This is a genomic window from Actinocrispum wychmicini (assembly GCF_004345645.1).
GTDB lineage: Bacteria > Actinomycetota > Actinomycetes > Mycobacteriales > Pseudonocardiaceae > Kibdelosporangium > Kibdelosporangium wychmicini.
The window spans coordinates 514906-537788 of sequence record NZ_SLWS01000004.1; the positions used below are offsets into that span (position 1 = coordinate 514906).

Annotated in this window: 18 protein-coding genes; 16 read left to right on the forward strand and 2 right to left on the reverse strand. The window is 68.4% G+C overall.

Annotated elements, in window-relative coordinates; translation table 11 throughout:
* The first annotated feature begins 222 nt into the window (after positions 1-222).
* The 5 genes from EV192_RS20415 to EV192_RS20435 all read left to right on the forward strand — a co-directional run bounded on the left by EV192_RS20415 (position 223) and on the right by EV192_RS20435 (position 7510).
* Positions 223-1047, forward strand: a complete 825-nt coding sequence (locus tag EV192_RS20415; protein ID WP_132117629.1) for an LLM class flavin-dependent oxidoreductase — start codon at positions 223-225, stop codon at positions 1045-1047.
* Positions 1044-1784, forward strand: coding sequence for a class I SAM-dependent methyltransferase (locus EV192_RS20420; protein WP_207926149.1), 741 nt, complete (start codon positions 1044-1046; stop codon positions 1782-1784). Before EV192_RS20415 ends, EV192_RS20420 begins: the two co-directional genes overlap by 4 nt.
* Before the next feature lie 101 nt (positions 1785-1885).
* Entirely contained in the window at positions 1886-2419 is a 534-nt protein-coding gene (locus EV192_RS20425; RefSeq protein ID WP_132117631.1) for a hypothetical protein, read from the forward strand.
* Between the two features lie 16 nt (positions 2420-2435).
* Entirely contained in the window at positions 2436-4613 is a 2178-nt protein-coding gene (locus EV192_RS20430; protein ID WP_165960510.1) for an MFS transporter, read from the forward strand.
* Positions 4610-7510 (forward strand): branched-chain amino acid ABC transporter permease/ATP-binding protein, encoded by a 2901-nt coding sequence (locus tag EV192_RS20435; RefSeq protein WP_132117635.1) that lies wholly within the window; start codon positions 4610-4612, stop codon positions 7508-7510. The genes EV192_RS20430 and EV192_RS20435 overlap by 4 nt, the downstream gene beginning before the upstream one ends.
* Before the next feature lie 10 nt (positions 7511-7520).
* Here the strand turns inward: EV192_RS20435 and EV192_RS20440 are convergent, their stop codons facing one another.
* Complete coding sequence (locus EV192_RS20440) at positions 7521-8363, reverse strand: SDR family oxidoreductase (RefSeq protein WP_132117637.1); 843 nt, start codon at positions 8361-8363, stop codon at positions 7521-7523.
* Between the two features lie 102 nt (positions 8364-8465).
* Here EV192_RS20440 and EV192_RS20445 point away from each other — a divergent pair, with 102 nt between their 5' ends.
* From EV192_RS20445 to EV192_RS20465, 5 genes are all read left to right on the forward strand, one after another.
* Complete coding sequence (locus EV192_RS20445; protein ID WP_132117639.1) at positions 8466-8936, forward strand: hypothetical protein; 471 nt, start codon at positions 8466-8468, stop codon at positions 8934-8936.
* Positions 8937-9060: 124 nt separating this feature from the next.
* Positions 9061-10386: an ABC transporter substrate-binding protein gene (locus EV192_RS20450; RefSeq protein WP_207926150.1), complete on the forward strand. Its 1326-nt coding sequence runs from the start codon at positions 9061-9063 to the stop codon at positions 10384-10386.
* 8 nt (positions 10387-10394) lie between these two features.
* The gene (locus tag EV192_RS20455) at positions 10395-11636 is read left to right on the forward strand and encodes a serine hydrolase domain-containing protein (protein ID WP_132117643.1); all 1242 of its coding nucleotides are present in this window, start codon (positions 10395-10397) and stop codon (positions 11634-11636) included.
* 13 nt (positions 11637-11649) lie between these two features.
* Positions 11650-13002 carry a serine hydrolase domain-containing protein gene (locus EV192_RS20460; protein WP_165960511.1) on the forward strand — a complete coding sequence of 451 codons (1353 nt, stop codon included), beginning with the start codon at positions 11650-11652 and terminating at the stop codon, positions 13000-13002.
* Positions 13003-13029: 27 nt separating this feature from the next.
* Positions 13030-14193: a dipeptidase gene (locus tag EV192_RS20465; RefSeq protein ID WP_132117647.1), complete on the forward strand. Its 1164-nt coding sequence runs from the start codon at positions 13030-13032 to the stop codon at positions 14191-14193.
* Positions 14194-14249: 56 nt separating this feature from the next.
* Here the strand turns inward: EV192_RS20465 and EV192_RS20470 are convergent, their stop codons facing one another.
* Complete coding sequence (locus tag EV192_RS20470) at positions 14250-15488, reverse strand: metal-dependent hydrolase family protein (RefSeq protein ID WP_132117649.1); 1239 nt, start codon at positions 15486-15488, stop codon at positions 14250-14252.
* A 132-nt stretch (positions 15489-15620) separates the two neighbouring features.
* On the opposite strand from EV192_RS20470, the gene EV192_RS20475 reads away from it, so the two are divergent.
* Genes EV192_RS20475 through EV192_RS20500 form a run of 6 tightly spaced genes read left to right on the forward strand, consistent with a single transcriptional unit; the run spans position 15621 to position 22881 of the window.
* Positions 15621-16319 carry a TetR/AcrR family transcriptional regulator gene (locus EV192_RS20475; RefSeq protein ID WP_165960512.1) on the forward strand — a complete coding sequence of 233 codons (699 nt, stop codon included), beginning with the start codon at positions 15621-15623 and terminating at the stop codon, positions 16317-16319.
* Between the two features lie 44 nt (positions 16320-16363).
* Positions 16364-17881 (forward strand): AMP-binding protein, encoded by a 1518-nt coding sequence (locus tag EV192_RS20480; protein WP_132117652.1) that lies wholly within the window; start codon positions 16364-16366, stop codon positions 17879-17881.
* Between the two features lie 9 nt (positions 17882-17890).
* Positions 17891-19045: an acyl-CoA dehydrogenase family protein gene (locus EV192_RS20485; protein WP_132117654.1), complete on the forward strand. Its 1155-nt coding sequence runs from the start codon at positions 17891-17893 to the stop codon at positions 19043-19045.
* Positions 19042-19974, forward strand: a complete 933-nt coding sequence (locus tag EV192_RS20490) for a threonine/serine dehydratase (RefSeq protein ID WP_132117656.1) — start codon at positions 19042-19044, stop codon at positions 19972-19974. The genes EV192_RS20485 and EV192_RS20490 overlap by 4 nt, the downstream gene beginning before the upstream one ends.
* Positions 19975-19993: 19 nt before the next feature.
* The gene (locus tag EV192_RS20495) at positions 19994-21040 is read left to right on the forward strand and encodes a dipeptidase (protein WP_132117658.1); all 1047 of its coding nucleotides are present in this window, start codon (positions 19994-19996) and stop codon (positions 21038-21040) included.
* Positions 21037-22881 (forward strand): CocE/NonD family hydrolase, encoded by a 1845-nt coding sequence (locus EV192_RS20500; RefSeq protein WP_132117660.1) that lies wholly within the window; start codon positions 21037-21039, stop codon positions 22879-22881. The genes EV192_RS20495 and EV192_RS20500 overlap by 4 nt, the downstream gene beginning before the upstream one ends.
* Positions 22882-22883: the final 2 nt, after the last annotated feature.

The following is a 22883-nucleotide window of genomic DNA, read 5'->3' on the forward strand; positions in this document are numbered from 1 at the left end:
TGTTGTGGTTCGACACCTACCGAAAAGGGTTCAGCCGATCAGCGACGACTCATCCTGCCGGTCTCCGCGACCACCTTATTTATCGCCAAGTACGATTGAATCGATCGAAAACTATCGCTTTTGATGATAAACAGCCTGGCCTAGTGTGGCGATTATGAAAGATCACCCACTGTGGGACGTGGTCGTCCCGGCTCTGCTCCAGCACACCCGAGGCGGCGGACGATGACCGGGTTGCGGTCGGCGCTCTGGCTGCCGATCTTCGACGAACTCGCCGATCCGGTGGTGGTCGCACGGCTCGCCGCCGAGGCGGAGGAGGCGGGCTGGCACGGCGTGTTCGTCTGGGACCACGTGCGCTGGCGGGAGCCGGTCCGGCAGGTGGCCGACCCGTGGATCACGCTGGCCGCGATCGCCACCGCCACCGAACGCCTGCGGTTCGGCCCCATGGTCACCCCGCTTGCCCGCCGCCGGCCGGCCAAGGTGGCCAAGGAAACCGCGACGCTGGATCTGCTCAGCGGTGGCCGCCTCACGCTCGGTGTCGGTCTCGGCAGCGACCGCTTCGCCCAGGAGCTGTCCGCGACCGGCGAGGAGCTGGATGATCGGCAGCGGGGCCAGATGCTCGACGAGTCACTGGAGATTCTCGCCGCCGCGTGGTCCGGCGGGCCGGTGCACCACCACGGCCGGCACTACACCGTCGACGGCGTCTCCTTCCTGCCCAGGCCGGTTCAGCGCCCCGGTGTGCCGGTGTGGGCCGCGGGATTTCCCGGTAACGTCAAACCGCTGCGCCGCGCCGCCCGGCACGACGGTTTCTTCCCGGTCAATCTCGAACGCCCGGAACAGCTCGCCGACGTCGTCGCCACCATCACCGGCCTCCGCCAGGACGCCACGGCGCCCTTCGACATCGCCGCCGCCCTCCCACCCGGCACCGATCCCGCGCCCTACGCCAAGGCGGGCGCCACGTGGTGGCTGGCGGAGTTCGAGCCGGACACAGTGTCGCTGGACCAGGTGCGAGGCGTACTCCGCGACGGCCCGGCCGAGGGCATCCAGTGACGGCGCTGTTCGACTACGACGCGGAATTGCGCCCGCACAACGAACTCTTCCGCGCCGCTGCCGGGGCCGGCCCTCGCGACCGTGTGCTCGATATCGGCTGTGGCACAGGCCAGTCCACGCGTGAGGCCGCCCGTGCCGCCATCGCCGGAAGCGCGGTGGGCGTCGACCTCTCCGCGCCGATGCTCGAACGGGCCCGTCGGCTCAGCGACGACCAGAGCCTGGCCAACGTCACCTACCAGCAGGCGGACGCCCAGGTGCACCGCTTTCCACCGGGCCGGTTCGACCTCTGTATCAGCAGGTTCGGAACGATGTTCTTCGCCGACCCGGTCGCCGCGTTCACCAACATCGGGCGCGCTCTGCGTCCCGCGGCGCGCCTGGTGCTACTGGTCTGGCAACAGCACGACCGCAATGAGTGGGCCACTGCGATCCGCCCGACCTTCACCGCCGCGTCAGGCGACCCGTTCTCACTCGCCGACCCGGCCGTCACGGAAGGCGTCCTGGCGGCGGCCGGCTTCGCCGAAGTCAGCTTCACCGACGTGCACGAGCCCGTCTACTACGGCCCGGACAGTGCCACCGCCTTCGATGCCGTGCTCCGCCTGTGGGAATTCAAAGACCTCGACGCCGCGGCGGCGGAACAAGCACGCGCACGGCTTCGCGCCACCCTCGACGCCCACACCACCGACGGCGGCGTCTACTTCGACTCGCGGGCATGGATCGTCACCGCTCGCCGCCGTTGAACCGTGTGCTGACGTGGGGTGACGTTGTCGCGGAGGCTTGCGCAATCTGAGGCGTATCGTCATAGTGTACGTCTATACGTGATCGACGCGAAGGGTGCACTGTGCAAGGTGGACGCTGGCCAGTTCGCGGCCTGACGGCGGTCTTCGCTGTTGTCGCGTTGGCGGGATGTGGCACCAGTTTGGCCGACCTGAACTTCCGTGTTGACGATCGGTTGCACTTCGTCAGCCCGGAGGTCCGGTCGACCGTGCGGCCACCGGTCGCCATCGCCTGGCAGATGGACGACTTCCGGATCGCGGGGCAGGGCAGCGAGCCACCGTCGCGCGGCGTCGGGTACTTCGCGATCTTCGTCGACCAGAAGACCGTCAAGCCCGGCCACACGCTGGCCGACGTGGCCGAAGGCGACACGTTGTGCGAAGGGGCGCCGAACTGTCCGAACGAGACCTACCTGGCCAACCACGGCGTCTACACCACGACGAACCAGTCGTTCGAGATTCCCCAGATCCCGAATCTCCCGGGGAGCAAGGAGGAGTTGCAACTGCACGCCGTCACGATCGTGCTGATGGACACCGCCGGACGTCGCATCGGTGAGTCGGCGTGGGAGATCGCTCTCCGGATCAAGAAGGTGGGTTTCTGACGTGTCACACCCGCGGGTGAGCGACGATGCTGACCTCACGGAAGTCGAACGGACGAGCGCGGCGCTGCGCGAGAAGGCGCGAGCCACGCTGGGTGTCACCGGCGACGGGAAGACGGAGAGTTTCCGGGCGTTGGTCCGGAAGCACGGTCTGAGCTACTACCCGGTCGTCGCTTTGGGACTGTTGTTCGTCACCGGCGCTTTCCAGAGTTACGCGTTCACGGTGCTCACCCCGGAGATCAGCCGCACGCTTGGCATCTCCATCGGAGCCGTCGTCGGCGCACGCGCGCTGTTCCAGCTCGCGATCGCGGTCGCACCGCTGCCGATAGCGCGTTTGTCGCAGTCCCGGGCGCGGCGAGCGTTGCTCTGCATCCTCACCGGGATCGCGTGGAGCGCCATCACGCTGACAACCGGATTCGTCACCTCGCTGGTGACGCTCATCTTCATCCTCTGTCTGGACGGGCTCGCCACGGGGTCGGTCCACGCCCTGCACGCACCGATCATCGTCGACAGCTACCCGCCGCCCGCGCGGGTACGCGCGCTGACGGCGTACACCGCGATCGGCACCTTCGGCCAAGCGCTCGCGCCTCTCTTGGTGGGCATTCTCGCCTCCGTCGCCGGCCTCAGTTGGCGTGGCGTCTTCCTGGCCCTTGGCATCACCTCGCTCCTCTTGACCCTCTGTGCCATCAGGCTGCGCGACCCCGGTTACGGGAAGTGGGACACCGAACAGCTGCGTGCCAGGGTGCGTCAGGAGCACGGCGAGGCGGCCGACGCACTGTCCGCCGAGGACGTCGCGCTCGGGTTCTGGGAGATCTGCCGCCGTGTCCTGCTCATTCCCACCACCCGGCGGGTCTACGCCGGGTTCGCGGTGTACGGCGTGCTCACCGTGCCGCTCGGCACGTTCACCTCGGTGTTCCTCGAACAGCGGTGGAACCTCGGGCCGGGGCAACGCGGTCTGTTCTTCTCGATGTTCTTCGGGATCGGCGTCATCGCGCTGCTCGTCTACGGCAGCCGCGGCGAAAGGCAGTTCCGTGCCTCGCCGGTGCGGGTACTGCGGGCTGCCGGCTTCCTCCTGGCGGGGACCGTCGTCTTCGCCGCGCTCGGCGGGCTGATGCCGGCGTTTGTGCCGATGCTGCTCTCCTTCGGGATCGCCGGCGGCTGCCTCGGGCTGCTGCAGCCGATGCTCGGCATCTCCATGCTCTCGATCATTCCGGCGCACATGCGACCGCACGCGCAAGCGCTTGCCGGGATCTTCATCGCGGTCGGCGGCGCGGTCGGCGCCGTGCTGCTGACCGGCGTCCAGGACCAGTTCGGGGTCGGCGGCACGATGGTCGCCATCGCCGTCCCCGGCGTGATCGGCGCGTTCATCATCGCCAGCGCCGGCCGGTTCATCGAGAACGACCTGGACCGGATGATCGACGAGGTGGTCGAGGACGAGGAGATCCGCCGGATCAAGCACAGCGGCGGGCACCTGCCGATGCTGTCCTGCCGCGGTGTCGACTTCTCCTACGGCCAGCTGCAGGTCCTCTTCGACGTGAACTTCACCATCGACGACGGTGAGATGGTGGCGCTGCTCGGTGTCAACGGTGCCGGGAAGTCGACATTGCTCAAGGTCATCTCCGGAATCGGCCTGCCCACCGCGGGCAGCGTGCGCTACCGCGGGCAGGAGATCACCTACCTCGACGCCGAACGCCGGATGCGGCTGGGCATCACGCAGATACCCGGCGGGCGCGCGGTCTTCGGGCCGATGACGGTCGTGGAGAACCTGCGCAGCTACGGGTACACAATGGAGCGTGGATCGGTCGAGCGAGGGATCGAGACGTGCTTCGAGGCGTTCCCGCGCCTGTATGAGCGCCGCAACTCGGTCGCCTCGACGTTGTCGGGCGGCGAGCAACAGATGCTCGGGCTGTCCAAGGCGCTGATGCTCCGGCCGCGGCTGCTGCTCATCGACGAGCTCTCGCTCGGCCTGGCCCCGGTGATCGTCGGCCAGCTCCTGGACATGGTCCGGCGGATCAACGCCGACGGCACCGCGGTGGTGTTGGTCGAGCAGTCGGTGAACATCGCGCTGAACCTCGTTGACCACGCGTACTTCATGGAAAAGGGCGAGATGCGTTTCGACGGCCGTGCAGATGACTTGTTGGCCCGCGACGACCTGCTGCGCGCGGTCTTCCTGCACGGCGCGGGAGCAGCGAAGTGACCGCCCTGCTCCGGCGCGCACGCAAGCCGTTGCTGCAGATCCTGGCGTTCGTGGTCGCGGTCGTCCTGACCAAGATCGTGTCCGCGATCCTCGACGAGTACGACGTCATCCAGGCAGCGACACCGCTCCCGGTGATCCTGCTCGGCGCGATCGTCGGGATGACCTACGGCCTGCTGGCGGTCGGCATCGTGCTGGTCTACCGGAGCAACCGCATCATCAACTTCGCGCACGGGCAGATCGGCGCGTTCGGAGCGGCGTTCTTCGGCGTCGCCGCTGTGCAGTGGCACATTCCGTACTGGATCGCGTTCGCGATGGCGCTTATCGTGTCCGCGGCGACCGCGGCCGCTGCCGAGACAGGCGTCGTACGGCGGCTGCGCAGCGCACCGCGGATCGTGTCCATCGTCGCGACGTTGGGCGTCGGCCAGCTCCTGGCGGTCGTCGCCACGCTCATCAACTCCACCGCGTCCGGACCGCTGTACCCGCAACCGGCGTGGCTGCCCGCCTTCGACGTCGGTGACCTGCACGTGACGCAGGCCTACTCCGGCATGCTGTTCCTGTCGCCGTTGGTCGTTCTCGCGATCGTGGTGTTCCTGAAGCGGTCGCGGTTCGGGCTCGCCGTCCGCGCGTCGGCGGCCAACCCGGAAGCCGCGCGGATGTCCGGCATCTTCGCGAGCCGGATGTCCACGCTGGCCTGGGCGATCGCCGGTGCCCTCGCGGCCTTCACCGCGATCCTCACCGCACCGACGCAGGGCTTCGTCGGTGCTGACAGCTTCGGTCCCGCGTTGCTGTTGCGCGCACTGACCGCCGCTGTCATCGGCCGGATGCGGAGCATGCCGATCGCTCTGGCCAGCGGTGTCGGTCTGGGCGTCCTCGAACAGCTGCTGCTGTGGAACTACCCGCAGTCGGGGCTCGTCGAGGTGGCCATGTTCCTCATTATTCTTGTGACGCTGCTGGTGCAGCGCCGGCGAGGAGGTCGCGACGAGGAGAAGGGCAGCTGGGCCGCGGTGCAGGGCCTGCGCGCGGTCCCGGAGAAGCTACGCGGCCTGTGGGCGGTTCGCGCACTGGGCCCGACCTTCACGATCACGGCCATCGCGGCGCTCGCGATCGTGCCGCTCTTCGTCTCCAACAGCCTGGCGGTGACCCTCACCGGCATCATCGCCTTCTCGATCGTCGGCCTGTCGATCGGTGTCCTGACCGGCCTCGGTGGGCAACTGACGCTCGGCCAGTTCGCTGTCGCCGCGATCGGCGCGGTCATCTCGTTCCAGGTGTCGAGTACCTCCGGCAACTTCGCGCTCGCGCTCCTCCTTGCCGGCCTTGGCGCGGGGCTCGTCTCGGTCGTGATCGGCCTGCCCGCGCTCCGCATCCGTGGCCTCATGCTCACCGTCACCACGCTCGGTTTCGCGCTCGCCGCCCCGGCGTGGCTGCTCACCCAGCAGTGGATGCTCGGGGAGGGGCAGGATCCCGGGAAACCCGCCGGCTGGCCGCTCGACGGCCCGCTGGACACCGGTGGTGACTACTACTACTTCGCGCTGGCGCTGTTCGTCGTATCCCTGGCCCTGGCGTGGAACATCCGACGCAGCGGTTTCCGCCGCCTGCTCGTCGCCGTCCGCGACAACGAGGAGAACGCGCGCGCGTTCGCCGTGCGGACGAGTCTCGTCAAGCTCCAGGGCTATCTGGTCGGCGGGTTCATCGCCGGCATCGGCGGCGCGACCTACGCGCACTCCCTGTCCAGCATCAGCGCTGGGTCGTTCCCGACGACCGCGAGCATCGACATCGCCGTCATGACGGTGCTCGGTGGCATGTCCGCGCTGATCGGGCCGGTGTTGGGGGCGATCTGGGTACTCGGCCTGCCGCTGCTGGACATCGGCAACATCGGGCTGGCCGCGACGAAGTTCGGCGTGCTGCTCCTCATCCTGTGGAAGCCCGGCGGTCTGATCCAGGTCTTCGCCCCGGTCCGGGACTGGATCGTGAAGTTCATCGCCCGACGGCACGGCATCGACCCCGAACCGTTGTACGCCGGCGACGACCCGGCTGACCCGACAGTGACGGCCCAAGGCGTCCGGATCAGCGATCTGCGCGTCAGCGAGCCCGGTCCGGCTCCTGCCAAGGGCGTGACGCTGCTTGAAGCGCGCGATCTTCGGAAGAGTTTCGGCGGCGTGCACGCTGTACGCGGGGTGTCGTTCGAGGTACGTGCCGGCGAGACGGTCGGCCTGATCGGTCCGAACGGCGCCGGCAAGACGACGACCTTCGAGCTGCTCGGCGGCTTCACCAAACCGGACAACGGTCAGGTTTTCTTCAACAGCACGGACATCAGCAAGGTCGGCCCGGAGGGACGCGCGCGGCGCGGACTGATCCGGTCGTTCCAGGACGCCGCGCTGTTCCCGACGATGACCGTGAAAGAGACCGTCATGCTCTCGCTTGAGCGGGTGCAACCGACCGGCTTCCTGACGTCGACGCTGGGCGTGATGCTCGGCGAACGGAAGAAGGAACGCCAGGCCCGTGCTCTCATCGCCGCGATGGGCCTCGACCGCTATCGGGACAAACCCATCCAGGAGCTCTCGACCGGCACCCGCCGCATCACCGAGATCGCCTGCCTCGTGGCGCTGCGGCCGACGTGCCTGTTGCTCGACGAGCCGTCCAGCGGCGTCGCCCAGCGCGAGACCGAGGCGCTCGGGCACCTGCTGGTCGAGCTCAAGCGCGAGCTCGACCTGACCCTCGTGGTCATCGAGCACGACATCCCGCTGATCATGGGGATCTCCGATCGCGTCATCGCGATGGCCGACGGCGGTCTCATCGCCGAAGGCCCACCGGACGTCGTCCGTACCCACCCGCGAGTCGTTGACGCGTATTTGGGCGGGAGCATCACCGCGATCGAGCGTTCCGGCGCGGCCCTCTGACGGGTGCGGGCTACTCGAGCCGGTCTGTCGGAACGGCGTCGAGCAACGCTTCCATCCGGGCCCGGATCGGGGCGGCGTTGTCGGCGGCCGTGAGGATGTAGGGCCGGTTGTGGATGATCGCGTCGACGACGAGCTCGCCCACGACCGACGGCTGAACACCCTGATCGCGCACCATGTTCTGGGCAGCTGCCAGGATCGTCTCGACCTTCGCCGAACGCTCCGGCGCGTCCGCCGGACGCAGCCGCCGGGCGTTGTCCAGGCCGTCAGTGGCCACCGGCCCGGGACAGAGGACGCTGACGCCGATCCCGTGGTGGGCCAGCTCCACGCGCAGCGACTCGCTCAGGCCGACCACCGCGAACTTCGAGGCGTGGTAGAGGAATCCTGACCTGTACAGCAGGGACTGGCCGTCGACGAAGAGACCGGCGGCCGAAGCGGTGTTGACGATGTGTCCACCGAGCCCGCGTTCGATCATCCGCGGCACGAACGCCTGGAGTCCGTTGTAGACGCCGTTCGCGTTGACTCCCATGACGTAGTCCCACAGGGTGTGGTCCATCCGTGCCGGCGAGACGGAGTCGAGGATGCCGGCGTTGTTGACGACGATGCTCACCGGGCCGAGCTCCGCCTCCACGGTGTCCGCGACTTCGGCATACCGCTGCCGATCGCGGACGTCGAGCCGGTAGGACCGGGCACGCGTCACCGTCGACAGCTCGGCCTCGGCTCGTCGCAGGGCCGGTTCGTCGAGGTCGGCCACCGCGACCGAGACACCCCAGCTGGCGAGCGCGCACGCGATGGCCAGCCCGATGCCGTTCGCTCCACCGGTGACGAAGGCCGTGCGGCCGGAGAGGGAATCCACTGTGTCCTCCAGAATCGGGGCTGCTCGCTTCCGCGGCAGTCTTGCGCCATCGTAGGCGTATCAGCGTAGTGTATGCCCATACGTGATGAGGGAGGTCCGCCCATGAGGATCCTCATTGGTCTTTCCGCACTGGCCCTCGCGCTCACTGTCACCGGCTGCGGTGGCAAGAGCGCGGAAGAGGGGGTCGGCGCCTGCAAGCTGCTGACCCCCAGTGACCTGGAGGCTACGTTCGACAGCCCGTTCCGCGACGGCAAGCCGACCCACCAGGACGACACCGGTGCCGACCAGTGTGTCTGGACGAGTTCGGGCGGGACCTTCTCGATCACCGTGCTGAGCCAGGACCGTCTGGCCGGCGCGTTCAAGAGCAACGGCATGAAGGTGGCCGACCTGTTCGAGCAGGCCAAGCTCGCGTATCCGAACGCCAAGGCCATTGACTTGGGCGACAAGGCTTTCGCCTCCGTCAGTGAGGTGCAGGTGCTGGATCGTGACACCTGGTACTCGCTGTCGTTCCACGGCGCCGGCACGGTCGAAAAGCTGACGGAGCTGGCCACCCGAGTGGTCCGCCGGCACTAACCCGCGGCGCGGAGATTGCCGCGGAGGCCTTGCCATTCGCAGGCGTATCTCCATAGTGTATCTGCATACGTTGACCACCGTGGCGACAGCCCTCCGGTGTTGAGTTGAGGAGTCAGGATCGATGATGCGTACACGGATGACCGTTCTCGCGGTCTGCGGCGCTGTTGTCCTGGCCGCGTGCGGGGGCGGCGGCAAAGATGCCAAGGCCGGCGGTTCGGGCTTCAAACCGACCACCGACGGTCCAATCGAGATCGGGATGCTGGTCACCGACACCCGCGCCGAAGTCGCGCGCAACGGCGTCGGGACCGTGAGTCCGTACCGCGACGAGGCGCATGCCATGGTCGACAAGGTCAATGCCGGCGGCGGCGTCAAGGGCCGGCAGATCAAGGTCGTCGACGACGTCATCGACTTCAGCGCCCCCAACCACGACACCGCGTTCGAAGCGGTCTGCCAGCGGTTCACCAAGGACAACAACGTCCAGGCCGTGGTCTACGACGGCGTCATCTACAACGACAGCTTCAACAGTTGCCTGACGAAGGCCGGCGTGCCGCTCCTCTACATGGGCCAGACCGGATCGACCGTGGGCGACGCGAAGGCGTTCAAGGACAACCCCGGCCTGATCGCGGTCAACGCGGTGAGTGTGACCCGCCGCGTCGAGACCATCATGAACAAGGCCATCGCGGCCAAGTACCTGCCCCGCGGCAGCAAGATCGGCGTCCTCGTCGAGGACTGCCCCTACAACGAGCGCGCCTACAACGAGACCCTGAAGCCGATCGCCGACAGGGGCGGCATCGAACTCGTCAAGGGCGAGGTCAAGTGCGCCCACGGGTACGCCGACAACGGGCCGACCCTCGCCCTGATCCAGTCGTTCGCGCTGAAGTTCAAGTCCCAGAACGTCGACAGCGTCATGTTGCTGACGTTGTACGAGAACGGGATCATCTACTACTTCGCGCAGGGCGCGCACGCGCAGAACTGGTCGCCGCAGTACCTGCTCTTCCACCCCCAGGCCAGTTCCGCCCAGATGGCCATCATCCCGCCCGAGCAGCTGACGAACATGCGCGGTTTCGGCGGCTTCCCCATCATGGATGTGACCGAGCCGCCGGCGCCGTCCGCGGCGCAGGCCGCGGTGCGTGACACCTGCATGGCGGACGCCCGCGCCGCCGGCCTGTCGGTCCAGAAGATCATCGACGAGATCACGGTCTACCAGACGTGCGACGCCGTGCGGCTGCTGCAGCAGGGGCTGACCAACAGCGGCGGCCTTGGCGGGACCGAGAAGCTCGTGGCCGGCATCGAGCAGATCGGGACGGGTTTCGTCAGCGCCCTCACCGTGGACGGTGCCACCAAGTTCGGGCCCGGCCGGCACGACGGCATGGAGCTGACCGCCGTGTCCAGTTTCGACAGTGGCTGCAAGTGCTTCAAGTACACGACCCCAGCAGGGCCGATCGGTTAAGGACGGACATGAACACGAAGAGCGAGACAGCGATGTGGGGACACACCGAGGACGGCTGGGGCAAGGTCGCGGACGCGTTCCGCGCGAACTTCGAGGGGAGTCCCGGCGAGGTGGGCGCGTCGTGCTGCGTCTACGTCGGTGGTCGTCCCGTCGTGGACCTCTGGGGCGGGCTGGCCGACAGCGAAACCCAGCGCCCCTGGCAGAAGGACACCATCTCCCTGCCCGCCTCCACGACGAAGGGCGCGACCGCGATCTGTGCGCACATGCTGGTGGAGCGTGGTGAGCTGGACCTGGACGCCCCGGTCGTCAAGTACTGGCCGGAGTTCGGCGCCAACGGCAAGGACCGGATCCCGGTGCGCTGGCTGCTCTCGCACCAGGCCGGCCTGCCGGTCGTCGACGGTCGGTTCACGTTCGAGGAGGCGTGTGCCGGAGACCTGGTGCTCCGTGCGCTGGAGGCTCAGCGGCCGGAGTGGGAGCCCGGAACCGAGCACGTCTACCACGCCCTCACCTACGGGTATCTGGTCGGCGAGGTGGTGCGTCGGATCTCCGGCAAGTCGCTCGGCACCTTCTTCGCCGACGAGGTGGCCGCTCCGCTCGGCCTGAACGCCTACATCGGGTTGCCCGAGGAGGAGGAAGCGAAGGTCGCCCGGATCGACCAGGCCGTCCCGCCCACCATGGAGAACTTGACCGCCGGGATGATCGAGACCACCGGACTCGACGCCGACACGGTCACCAGGTGGATCACCGCCGTGTGGGGCGAGGGCTCGATCCAGGCACGCGCCGGCTCGCTCGGCGGCGCCTTCGACAACATCGCCGAGGTGATGCACTCGCGCGCCTACCGCGCCGCCGAGTTCCCGGCCGCGAACATGCTCACGGACGCGCGATCGCTGGCACGCATGTACGCCGCCACCGTCAGCGAGGTCGACGGCGTGCGGCTGCTGAGTCCGGCCACCGTCGAGCGGGCCATCGAAGTCCAGACCGACCGGACCCGGATGCACGGCCTGCCCGCGGACCTGGACCTGCCGGCCGACCGGTCCTTCTACCTGTCGCTCGGGTTCTGGCGAGCCTGCCCGCCGATGCAGATGGCGGGGCCGAAGTCGTTCGGCCACCCGGGTTCCGGCGGATCGATCGCCTTCGGTGAACCCGATGCCGAGGTCGGCTTCGGCTACGTCACAAACCTGTACTCCTTCGCGCCCGGCGACCGGCGGGCCCGCGACCTCGCTGACGCGGTCCGGTCCTGCCTCGGGTGATGGGATACCTCGCATGACGGAACTCCAGGAGACAGTGCGGGAGCTGGTCGCCCGGTCCGGTGTCCCCGGTGCGGTGGTCGGCGTCCTTGAGGACGGCCGGGTCGAGACCGCGGCGGCCGGCGTCGCGAACCTGAACAGCGGCGTCGAGATGACGCCGGACACGCTGTTCCTGACCGGATCGATCACCAAGGTCTGGACCACGACGCTGCTGATGTCGCTCGTCGAGCAGGACCTGGTCGACCTCGACAGTCCGGTGCGGCGCTACCTGCCGGATCTCGTCCTGCGTGACCCCGGGGTCGCGGACGCCCTCCTCGTCCGACACCTCGTCACCCACTCGACCGGAATCGACGCGTCGGACCTGATCGCCGACGTCGGGGACGGCGACGCGGCGATCGCGAACTGGGTGCCGTTGCTGCGCGATGTCGGTCAGCTGTTCGCGCCGGGGGAGTACTTCTCCTACAACAACGCCGGCTTCGTGCTGGCCGGCCGGATCATCGAGGTGGTCACCGGGGAGAGCTTCGCCACCGCCATGCGGCACCGGGTGTTCGCGCCGCTGGGTCTGGAACGCAGCATGTTCACGGCCAAGGAGGCGATCCTGCACCGGACGGCGATCGGCCACTCGCCGGGCGAGGGCGGCATGGTGCCGAGCAAACTGTTCATGCTGCCCGAATGCCTTGGCCCGGCGGGCACGACGCTGATCACCTCCGTGCAGGACACGCTGACCTTCGTGGCCAGCCACCTGCCGACCCATCCGGCGGCCAAGCGCTTGCTCAACCCCGAGTCGGTCGACCGGATGGCCGCCCACCACCTCGACTTCCCGGTGCCGGAAACCGGTTCGGTCGGGCTCAGCTGGTTGCGCAAGCAGTACGGCGATCGCGTCGCGCTCACCCACGGCGGGGGCTCCTACGGCGGCGTCGCGATGGTCGGCGCCCTCCCGGACAGCGGCACCGCCTACATCGCCTACGCGAACGGGGGCGCGGCGTCGATGCCGTTCCACCAGGATCTCGCCGAGGCACTGTGGCACGACCGGTTTGGTCTGTCCACACTGGATGCCCCGGACGTTTCCGGCCCGGCGCCGGCGCCGAGCCGGTACCACGGCCGGTACGTCTGCTGGGGCTGCGAACTGGTGATCACCGACGACGGCGACGCACTGTCCTATCAGGCCAGGTTCACCGACCCGGTGCTCGGCCGCAACCGGTCGGATCCGCCGCCGGTCCGGCTGCGACCGGTCGGCGAACACGGCCTGGCCATGGCCGACCACCCCAACCAACCGCCGTTCGGCTACAGCGTCGGGGACGACGGAACCGGACACCCGGAGTTCCTGTTCCTGATGGACCGGCTCGTCCGCCGCGTGGGCGACAGCTGACACCGACGAAAGCTCTGGAGGATCTTGATGACCGAACAGTTCGGCACGTTCGACTTCGGCCTGGCCGAGGCGCAGGAGGAGCGTGCCGCACGGCTGCATCGCGAGTGCGTCATCGTCGATGCCCTGTTCCAGGGCCCGGTCGGGTACCGGGTGTTCGACGAGGAGATGCACAAGGAGCTGCGTTCGGCACTGGCCGCGCGAGGCGGCGACAAGCTGGGTACCTTCGGGGACGGCCTGATGCTGCCCGTCCGCCGGGCGTTCGAGGGTCGGCTGGACGCGGTGAAGGACCACTGGGACGCGAGCGGCATCACCTGTGGCAACCGTCAGGTGGAACTGGCGGACGATCACGATTCCTGGCAGCTCAGCTTCGGGTTCATGCAGAAGCAGTTCGACTACTTCCCGTGGCTGACCAAGGCGCTGACCGCCGCCGACATCCGCCGCGCGCACCAGACCGGCACCCACGCCGGCCTGGTCAGCAGCCAGGTCATGTTGGGTCCGTGGCGTGACTTCGACATGCTGCGCTACGCGCACGACGCCGGCCTGCGGATGTGCCAGCTCACCTACAACAACATGACCAAGGTCGGGGCCGGCTGCACGGAGCGCACTGACGCCGGCCTGTCGTCGTTCGGCGTCGCGAGCGTCAAGGTCATGAACGAACTCGGCATCATCGTCGACACGGGCCACGTCGGCCGGCAGACCACACTCGACGCGTGCGAGGTGTCGGAGAAACCAGTCGTCGCCTCACACACCGCGGCGCAAGGCGTGTTCAAACACGCGCGCGGAAAGAGCGACGAAGAGTTACGTGCGATCGCGGGCACGGGCGGGTTCATCGGCGTCGTGGCCGTTCCCTTCTTCCTCGCCACGGGATCGTCGGTCACCATCAACTCGATGCTCGACCACATCGAGTACGTCGCCGAAGTGGCCGGCGTCGACCATGTCGGGATCGGCACCGACTGGCCCCTGCAGCTGCCCGAGTGGATGCTGCGCGATCTCGTCCAGCCGATCTTCGCCGAGACCGGCTTCCGGCCCGAGGACGGCCTGGTCGCGACCCAGGGAATGATCGGGTTCGACGACTACCGGGACTTCCCGAACATCACCCGCGGCCTCGTCGGGCGCGGCTGGTCGGACGAGGACATCGCCAAGGTCCTCGGCACGAACTTCCTGCGCGTGATGGAAGCCGTCTGCGGTTGACCCACTGTTGTGCCGAGGCGCGCTGCTCGATCCTGATGAGCAGCGCGCCTCGCGAGTCAGGACGCTCGCTCGTCCTTGACGACAACCCCGTTCTGCAGCGCGAGCACGACACTGTCCGGCTCGGCGAACACGGCGGGGTTTTCCAAGGGGTTCTCGGCGAACGCGACGATGTCCGCCTGCTTGCCGACCTCCAGGGTGCCGATCTCGCTGTCGAGCCCGAGGAGGCCGGCGTTGACTCGCGTGGCCGCGATCAGCGCTGCCATGGGCGATTCGACTGCTGCTCGCAGGGTCAGTTCTTCCCCCCGACGGCTCTGGTCGGGCCCGATGATGTCCGACCCGAGTCCGATTCGGACACCGGCGGCCTTGGCGGCGAGGAGTCCGTCGGTCATCGCGGCGCGCACCTGTGCCGCTCGCTCGGCGAACTCGGTGGGCAGGCCGAGCCCGTCGACGTTCCTGATCACCGCTTCGACGGCGGCGAGCGTGGGCACGAGGGAGACCTGGCGGGCGGCCATGAGCGCGGCCGTCTCCTCGTCGATGCCGGTGCCGTGTTCCACGCATCGCGCACCTGCCAGGACGGCGTTGCGGATGCCTTCGACGTTGTGGGCGTGGACGGTGACGTAGGTGCCTCGGGCGGTGGCCTCGGCGACGGCCACCGCGATCTCGTCGAAGCTGAACTGCGTGTCGGTCAGCTTGTCGTGCTTGGAGATGACGCCACCGGTGACGCACAGCTTGAGGAACTCGGCACCGCTCCGGAAGGATTCGCGGGCGTTCTTCCGCATCTGGTCGGGCCCGTCCGAGAGCGTCGCCAGTGACCGCAGGCCGGGAACCACCCGGCCCTGCCACATCTCGGCGGGCTCCCACTCGGCCGCGTAGTGGCCGTGTCCGCCGGTCTGGCAGTGGATGGGGCCGCACTGCACGATCCGGGGCCCGGCGATCTTGCCCGACGCGACGACCTGGGCGAGGCCGGCGTCGATGCCGCCGCAGTCCCGCACGGTGGTGAAACCGGTGCGCAGGGTCTGGGCGCAGTTGGCGAACATGTCGGCGGCGATCTCCGCGACGGACATGCCGAACCCGACGCTTGCCTCCAACCGGCTGGCCAAACCCATGTGCACGTGGGCGTCGATCAGGCCGGGGGTCACGGTGAGGCCGGCGCAGTCGACGACTTCGGCGTCGGCCGGGGCGGTTCCGCCGATCTGGGCGATCCGCCCGGCTTCGACGAGAAGTCCGGCGACTTCGGGGTCGGGCCCGGTCGCGGTGATCAGAGTGGCGCCGTTGAGCCAGAGCCGGGCGGTCATGGGCAGGGTGCTCCTTCAGGCGTTCGTGGACTTTTCCACCCGAACCGTTCGTCTGGGTATAGACATACACTATGATCGTACGCAAGGCTGCGCAAGGGCGCCGCCGACGCCGGATCGAACAGGGGGCAAGTCTTGACGCCACAACCGAAGGTGCAGAAGTCGCAGCGGTTGCCACGCGGTGCGCTCGACCGGGACACGGTGATCGCCGCCGCGCTGGAGATCGCGGATCGCGACGGTCTCAGCGGCGTCACGATGGCCCGGGTGGCCGAGGCGCTGGGGGGCAGCCCGATGTCGCTCTACCGGCACCTGAACGACAAGCAGGAACTGCTGGACGCCGTGGTCGACCTCGCGCTGTCCGAGTCGCCGCGGATCGCTCAGGACGGCCGGCCCTGGCGGGTGCGTCTGGAGGAGTTCGCGTCGGAGTCCCGGCTGAACGCGTTGCGGCACCCGGCCCTCATCGAGATCCACCTGGAGAACACCGTCCGCGGGCCGGGCGCGGCCGCGGTCGGACTCGACGTCATCGACCTGCTGCACCAGGCCGGGTTCGACGAGGACTCGTCGATCCGCGCGTTCATGGCGCTGCGCAACTACCTCCTCGGCGCCATGGCCTGGGAGGTCTCGAGGTTCCGCGGCGGCGGCGAGGAGTTCGCCCACCAGGTGTCCGACACGTTCGTGCACGAGGACACACCGGTGGACTCGCCGCTGCGCCGCCTCGGCGAAGTCCTCTCCGTGGACCCGGAGGGGCAGTTCATGTTCGGGCTCGACCGGCTGCTCGACGGGTTCGAGACCGAGCTGCGGCGAATCAAACGAAAGGCTGGACAGAAGCAGTGACGGCTCAGCTGACAGACCTCTATCGTCGACCGACCTTCCCCGACATGGTCTCGCGCTCGCTGCAGCTCGAACCGGATCGCGTCGCGTTCATCACCGCGACCGGTGAGATGTCGTACGAACAGCTGCGCCGGCTGATCGCCCGGATCGCGTTCGCCATGCAGGACGCCGGGGTCAAGTCGGGGGACGGCGTGGCCATGGTCGCCCCCAACCGACCCGAGGCGTTCGCCACGCTGATCGCCGCGATGTCGTTGGGAGCGCGGTACACCCCGTTGCATCCGATGGGCTCCTTGGCGGACCACGTCGCCGTCTGCGCCGACGCCGAGATCACGACGATCGTCGCTGACTGGTCGCGGTACGGCGAACACGCCGCGGCTCTCGCGGCCGACCTGGAACTGCGTCCGCAGGTGCTGCACATCGGCGGCGGTTCGTCGTCGGACGTGCTGGCCGGCCCCGATACGGACGAGCCCATTCCCGCGCTGGCGCGCGAGTCCGACATCGGGATGCTCGGCTATACCGGCGGGACCACCGGCCGGCCCAAGGGCGTGATGCTCCCGCATCGTTCGCTGGTCACGCACCTCCACCTCGCTCTGGCGCACTGGCAGCTGCCCACCGAGATCCGGTTCCTCGGCACGACGCCGTTGACCCACGCGCTCGCGGGCGTCGTGCCGACGGTGCTGCACCAGGGCGGAAGTATGGTGCTCGCCAAGGGTTTCAATCCAGTGGAGTTCTGCGAGGCCGTCCAGCGACACCGGATCACGGCGACCATGCTGGTGCCGAGCATGATCTACGTGCTGCTCGACCACCTCGCCGAGCACCCCGCGGATCTGTCGAGCCTGCAGACGATCCTCTACGGCTCGGCGCCGATGTCACCCGACCGGCTGGAGCAGGCTCTCGACGTGTTCGGGCCGGTGTTCGTGCAGTTCTTCGGACAGAGCGAGGCGCCGAACTCCGTCACGGCCCTCCGCAAGGAGGATCACGACCTGGGGCGGCCCGAGCGGCTCGCCTCCTGCGGAAAGCCGCACCCGACGCTGGACGTCGCCGTCCTCAACGACGACGACCAGCCTTGCGGAGTCGGCGAGCGGGGTGAGGTCTGCGTGCGCGGTCCGCTGGTCATGGACGGCTACTGGAAGCAGCCCGAGGTGACCGCGGAGACCTTCCGCAACGGCTGGCTGCACACCGGCGACGTCGGCTACTTCGACGCGGACAACTTCCTGTATCTCACCGATCGCAAGAAGGACCTGGTGATCAGCGGCGGGTTCAACGTCTATCCGCGCGAAGTCGAGGACGCGATGGCGACGCATCCGGCGGTCGCGGGAGCGGCGGTGATCGGTGTTCCGGACCCGAAGTGGGGCGAGGCGGTGATGGCGTTCGTCGTCCGGACCCCTGGTGCGACCGTGACACCCGAGGAGCTCATCGCCCACGTCCGCGAGCTCAAGGGACCCGTGCACGCCCCGAAACGCCTCGAATTCATGGACGCCCTGCCGCTCACCGGCCTGGGCAAGATCGACAAGAAGCAACTGCGGGCGCGTTTCTGGGGCGACCGCGACCGAGCCGTGAACTGAGGAGAATCGATGAGCACCGCAACGGTCGCACGGCCGCGCTGGGTCGATGACGAGGGGGCCGCACTGGGCGCGGTCGCCCGCGACTTCTTCCACACCGAGGTCGTCCCGCACCTCGAACGCTTCGACCAGCAGAAGTACGTGGACCGGGAGGTGTGGCGCAAGGCCGGGGCGCTCGGGCTGCTGTGCTGCGAGGTGCCCGAGGAGTACGGCGGCGGAGGCGGCACGTTCGCGCACGATGCCGTCGTGTTCAGCGAGCAAGCCCGGTCCGGCGACACCGGGCTGGGCAACTCGGTCCACAGCGGGGTGGTCGCCCCTTACCTCGTGGCCTACGGCTCCGAGGAGCAGAAAATGCGCTGGCTGCCCGGGATGGCGTCGGGCGACATCATCGGCGCGGTCGGCATGAGCGAGCCCGGGGCCGGCACCGACCTCAAGAACGTCACGACACGTGCCACGCGCGTGGGCGACCACTATGTACTCAACGGGTCGAAGACGTTCATCAGCAACGGTGGGCAATGCGATCTCGTCATCGTGGTCGCCAAGACCGACCCGTCCGCGGGTCGCCACGGGATCTCCTTGCTCGTCGTGGAAACGGCGGACACGCCCGGATTCCGGCGTGGGCGGGTGCTCGACAAGTTGGGCATGCACAGCCAGGACACCGCGGAGCTGTTCTTCGACGACGTGCGGGTGCCGCCGGAGAACCTGCTGGGCGAGGAGGGCGCGGGATTCAGCATGCTGATGCGCGACTTGCCCAGGGAGCGCCTGGTGCTCGCCGTCAACGCGGTGGCGGCCATGGAACGCGCGCTTGAGGAGACCATCGCCTACACGAAGACCCGTGAAGTCTTCGGCGCGCCGCTGTTCGCCATGCAGCACGTCAAGTTCGAGCTCGCCGAGCTGGCAACCGTGGTCCGGACGTCCCGGGTCTTCCTGGACGACTGCGTCGAGCGGTTCGTCGCCGGCACGCTCGATCCGGCGACCGCGTCGATGGCGAAGTGGTGGTTGAGCCAGAACCAGTGCGACGTCGTCGATCGGTGTCTCCAGCTGTTCGGCGGGTACGGCTACATGCGGGAGTACCTCATCTCCCGCCTGTACGCCGACGCGCGCGCCCAGAAGATCTATGGCGGAGCCAACGAGGTGATGAAGGACCTCATCGCCCGATCGCTATGAAAGTGCCCACTTCGGACGATGTCGCGGCGGCCGCGGACCGGATTCACGGTCACGTGCGAAGGACACCGGTCATCGAGGTTTCGCCCGGGACGTTCGGCGTCGACGCACCGCTGGTGCTCAAACTCGAACTGTTACAGCACTCCGGGTCGTTCAAACCCCGGGGAATCTTCAACCGGGCCCTGACCCAGGACGTGCCCGCTGCGGGCATGGTCATCGCCTCGGGCGGGAACGCCGCGCTCGCCCTGCTGCACGTGGGCAGGCAGCTCGGCCATCCCGTCGAAGTGTTCGTTCCGGAAACTGGACCGGCGGTCAAGATAGCTAAGTTGCGCCGCTACGGTGCGCCCGTGCACCAGGTCGGCCGTGATTTCGCGGAGGCCGTGGTGGCGTGCGAGCGCAGGGCAGCCGAGACCGGAGCCCTGCTCATGCACGCCTACGACCAGCCGGCGGTCGTCGCCGGCCAGGGCACTGTCGGACTGGAGTTGGAGCAGCAGTGCCCGGACGTCGACACAGTGCTCGTGGCGTGCGGTGGCGGCGGTCTTGTCGGCGGGATAGCCGCCTGGTTCGACGGCCGCGTGCGTGTGGTGGCCGTCGAGGCGGCGGGCTCACCCACGCTCGCCGCGGCCCGCGCGGCAGGTGAACGGGTGACGATCAGCGTCGGCGGTGTCGCCGCCGACGCGCTGGGCGCGAGCCAGATCGGCGCCATCGCGTGGGAGATCGCCCAGCGCGCTATCGACGACGTCGTGGTCGTGCCGGGGGAGGCGATTCTCGATGCGCGCCAACGCCTGTGGGACGAGCTGAGGATCTGCGCCGAGCCAGGCGCCGCCGCGCCGCTCGCCGCCCTCATCGACGGAGGCTACGTGCCCGCGGCGAACGAACGCGTCGCCGTGGTCGTGTGCGGCGGCAACAGCGACCCGGCAACCCTGACCTGAACGGAAGGTGCTGGCACCCATGACCGATCCCCGTCTACTGCACACTGACGCTGTCGTGGTCGACACGCACAACGACCTGATCCTGCTGGTGGACCACTTCGACCGACGGCACCAACGTGACCATTTCGCCCAGTTCTGGCTGCCGGAGCTGCGGGCCGGCGGCGTCGACGTGCAGGTGCTGCCCATCTGCATCGACCTTGAGTTCCAGTCCGAGGGGGCGCTGCGCCGGACGTTGCTGCTGGTGGAACGGATCCATGAGCTCGCCGCCGAACACAGCGACGACGTGGCGGTGTGCCTGACCGGCGCCGACGTCGACGCCGCGACCGCGTCCGGGCGCATCGCCCTGATCATCGCCCTGGAAGGCGCCCATGCGATCGGGCAGGACCCCGCACTGGTGCGCACCATGGCCCGGGTGGGTGTCCGGGTGGTGTCCATCGCGCACCTGGGCCGCACCTTCCTGGCCGACGGCAGCGGCCTGGACGCGACCTCGCGCGGCGGCCTGACTCCGGAGGGTGTCACCGCGCTTCGCGAGATGGACGAGGTGGGCATCGTCTTCGACATCAGCCACCTCGGCATCGCCGGCGTCGAGGACGTGCTTTCCCTGGCGACGCGGCCGTTCCTGGCCACGCACTCGGCGTGCCTCGGCATCACCGACAGCCACCGCAACCTCGGCGACGAGCAGATCAAGGCGATCGCCGGGCTCGGCGGGGTGATCGGGGTCGCGGCCGCCATCCCGTTCTTCATCGACCCGACCAGTCCGTCGGCCGACCGCGTCGTCGACCACATCGAGCACGTCATCGACGTGGCCGGCATCGATCACGTGGGCCTGGGGCCGGATTTCATCGACGACTACTACCAGAATGTGCTCGGCGGCTGGGTCGGCGGCTGGGCTCCCCCGACCTACGGCCACTCGTACCGGCCGGCCGAGATCGCCCGCCCCTCGGACCTGCCGAAGATCACCGAGGTGATGGTGCGCCGCGGGTTCGCGGAGTCGGACATCCGCAAGGTGCTCGGCGAGAACGTGTTGCGCGTTCTCCGTGAGGTGATGGGAAAACCGACCAGATGACCGTCTCAGACGAGCTCCAGTACGTGCTGAGGAGCAGGGAGCCGCGCACGCCGGCCACGTTCGCCGTCGCCGACATCACGATCGAGACAGTGTCCGTGACGATGCGGGACGGCGTGCGGCTCGCCACCGATCTGTACCTGCCGCCGGAGTCGCCCGCCCCGGTGATCGCGGTGCGTACACCGTACGGTCGTGACGCCGACCGGCTGGTGGCGGTCTTCATCGCGTTCGCGCGCCGAGGCTATGTCGTTGCGGTGCAAGACCTTCGCGGCACGGGCGACAGTGAACCCGAGGACCACGACTTCTACATGTTCGAGCCCGAGGACGGGTACGACTTCGTCGAGTGGGTCAGCGTCCAGGGCTGGTGCGACGGGTTCATCGGGTCGGTCGGCGGCTCGTACGTCGGCCAGGTGCAGTGGCCGATGGCGACCCACCCGAAGATGACCACGATCCTGCCGGAGGTCAGCGGGATCGGGGTCGGGGTCAAGACGGCGTCGTACCACATGGTGCTCAACGCCCTCGCGCGCTCGATCGGCCACGGTGAGGGCAAGACGGACATCCCGTTCTGGCAGTTGGAGCCGATGATGCTGGCCGAGACGTTGTCGACCGGCTTGTTCAACGAGCCGTTCGACAGTCCGTCGCTGGCCGAGTTGGCGGAGTCGTTCCCCGCGCTCAAGGGCTTGTCCCCGGTTGAGGCGCAGGCCTGGTTGTGGGCGCACTACTGCTCGTTGACGTGCGCGGAACGGGCCGACTTCATCCGTGGCGTCACCGGGTCGACCCACGTCACCATGGTGGACGTCGAGCAGATCGGGCCGCTGCTCGGCCAGGGCGTCTCGATCGACCGGCACACGTTGCCCGCGGTCGACCCGGCCCGGCAGGTCGCCGACTTCCAGGCGATCCCGTTGCTGCGCACCGGCTGGTACGACTGGTTCGTCAACGACGCGTTGGCCACCTGGGAGCTTCTGCGCGAGCACGCGCCCGAACCGTTGCGCTCCCAGGCCCGGATCGTCATCACCCCGTCCGCGCACAACCAACCCGGGTACAAGGAACGGATGGGGGAACACCCGGAACTGCAGCACAACCACTGGTCCAATGTGGACTTCACGCTGAGCTGGTACCAGACCGTGCGGGAGGGCTCCATCGACGACTGGCCGCGCGTCATCTACTACCTCATGGGCGCCAACGAGTGGCGCGGCGCGGACGACTGGCCGCTTCCTGAGGCCGTGGAAACACGGTACTACCTGGGCGCCGACGGGACGCTGAGCACGGCGGCCCCGCTGGCGCAGCAGGCCGCGGACCAGTACGTCTACGACCCGCTGGACCCGACCCCGACCGTGGGCGGCAGCATCGTCTCCTGGGTCTATCCACCTGGAAGCGTGGACGTCAGTGTGGTCCAGCAGCGTGACGACGTCCTCACCTACACGACCGAGCCGCTGGAGCATGACGTCGACGTCGTGGGCAAACTGGGGATGGTGCTCTACGCGAGTTCGTCCGCAGTGGACACTGACTTCGTCGCGCGGCTCAGCGATGTCGCCCCGGACGGGCGGGCCGTCCAGCTGCAGAACGGTCTACTGCGGGCGAGGTATCGCGACCTTGACCGTGGCGCCGAACCGCTTGTGCCCGGCGAGATCTACCGGCTGGAGGTCGACATGTGGGCGACCGCGAACAGGTTCAGGGCCGGCCATCGGATCCGCGTCGACATCAGCTCCGCGGACTTCCCGCGGTTCGACCGGAACACCAACCTGGGTGGTGCGTCAGGAGATCCGGTCGCGGCGACCCAGATCGTCCACCGGGACGCGGCGCACCCCTCACACGTAGTACTGCCCATCTGTCCGGCCACGTGAGC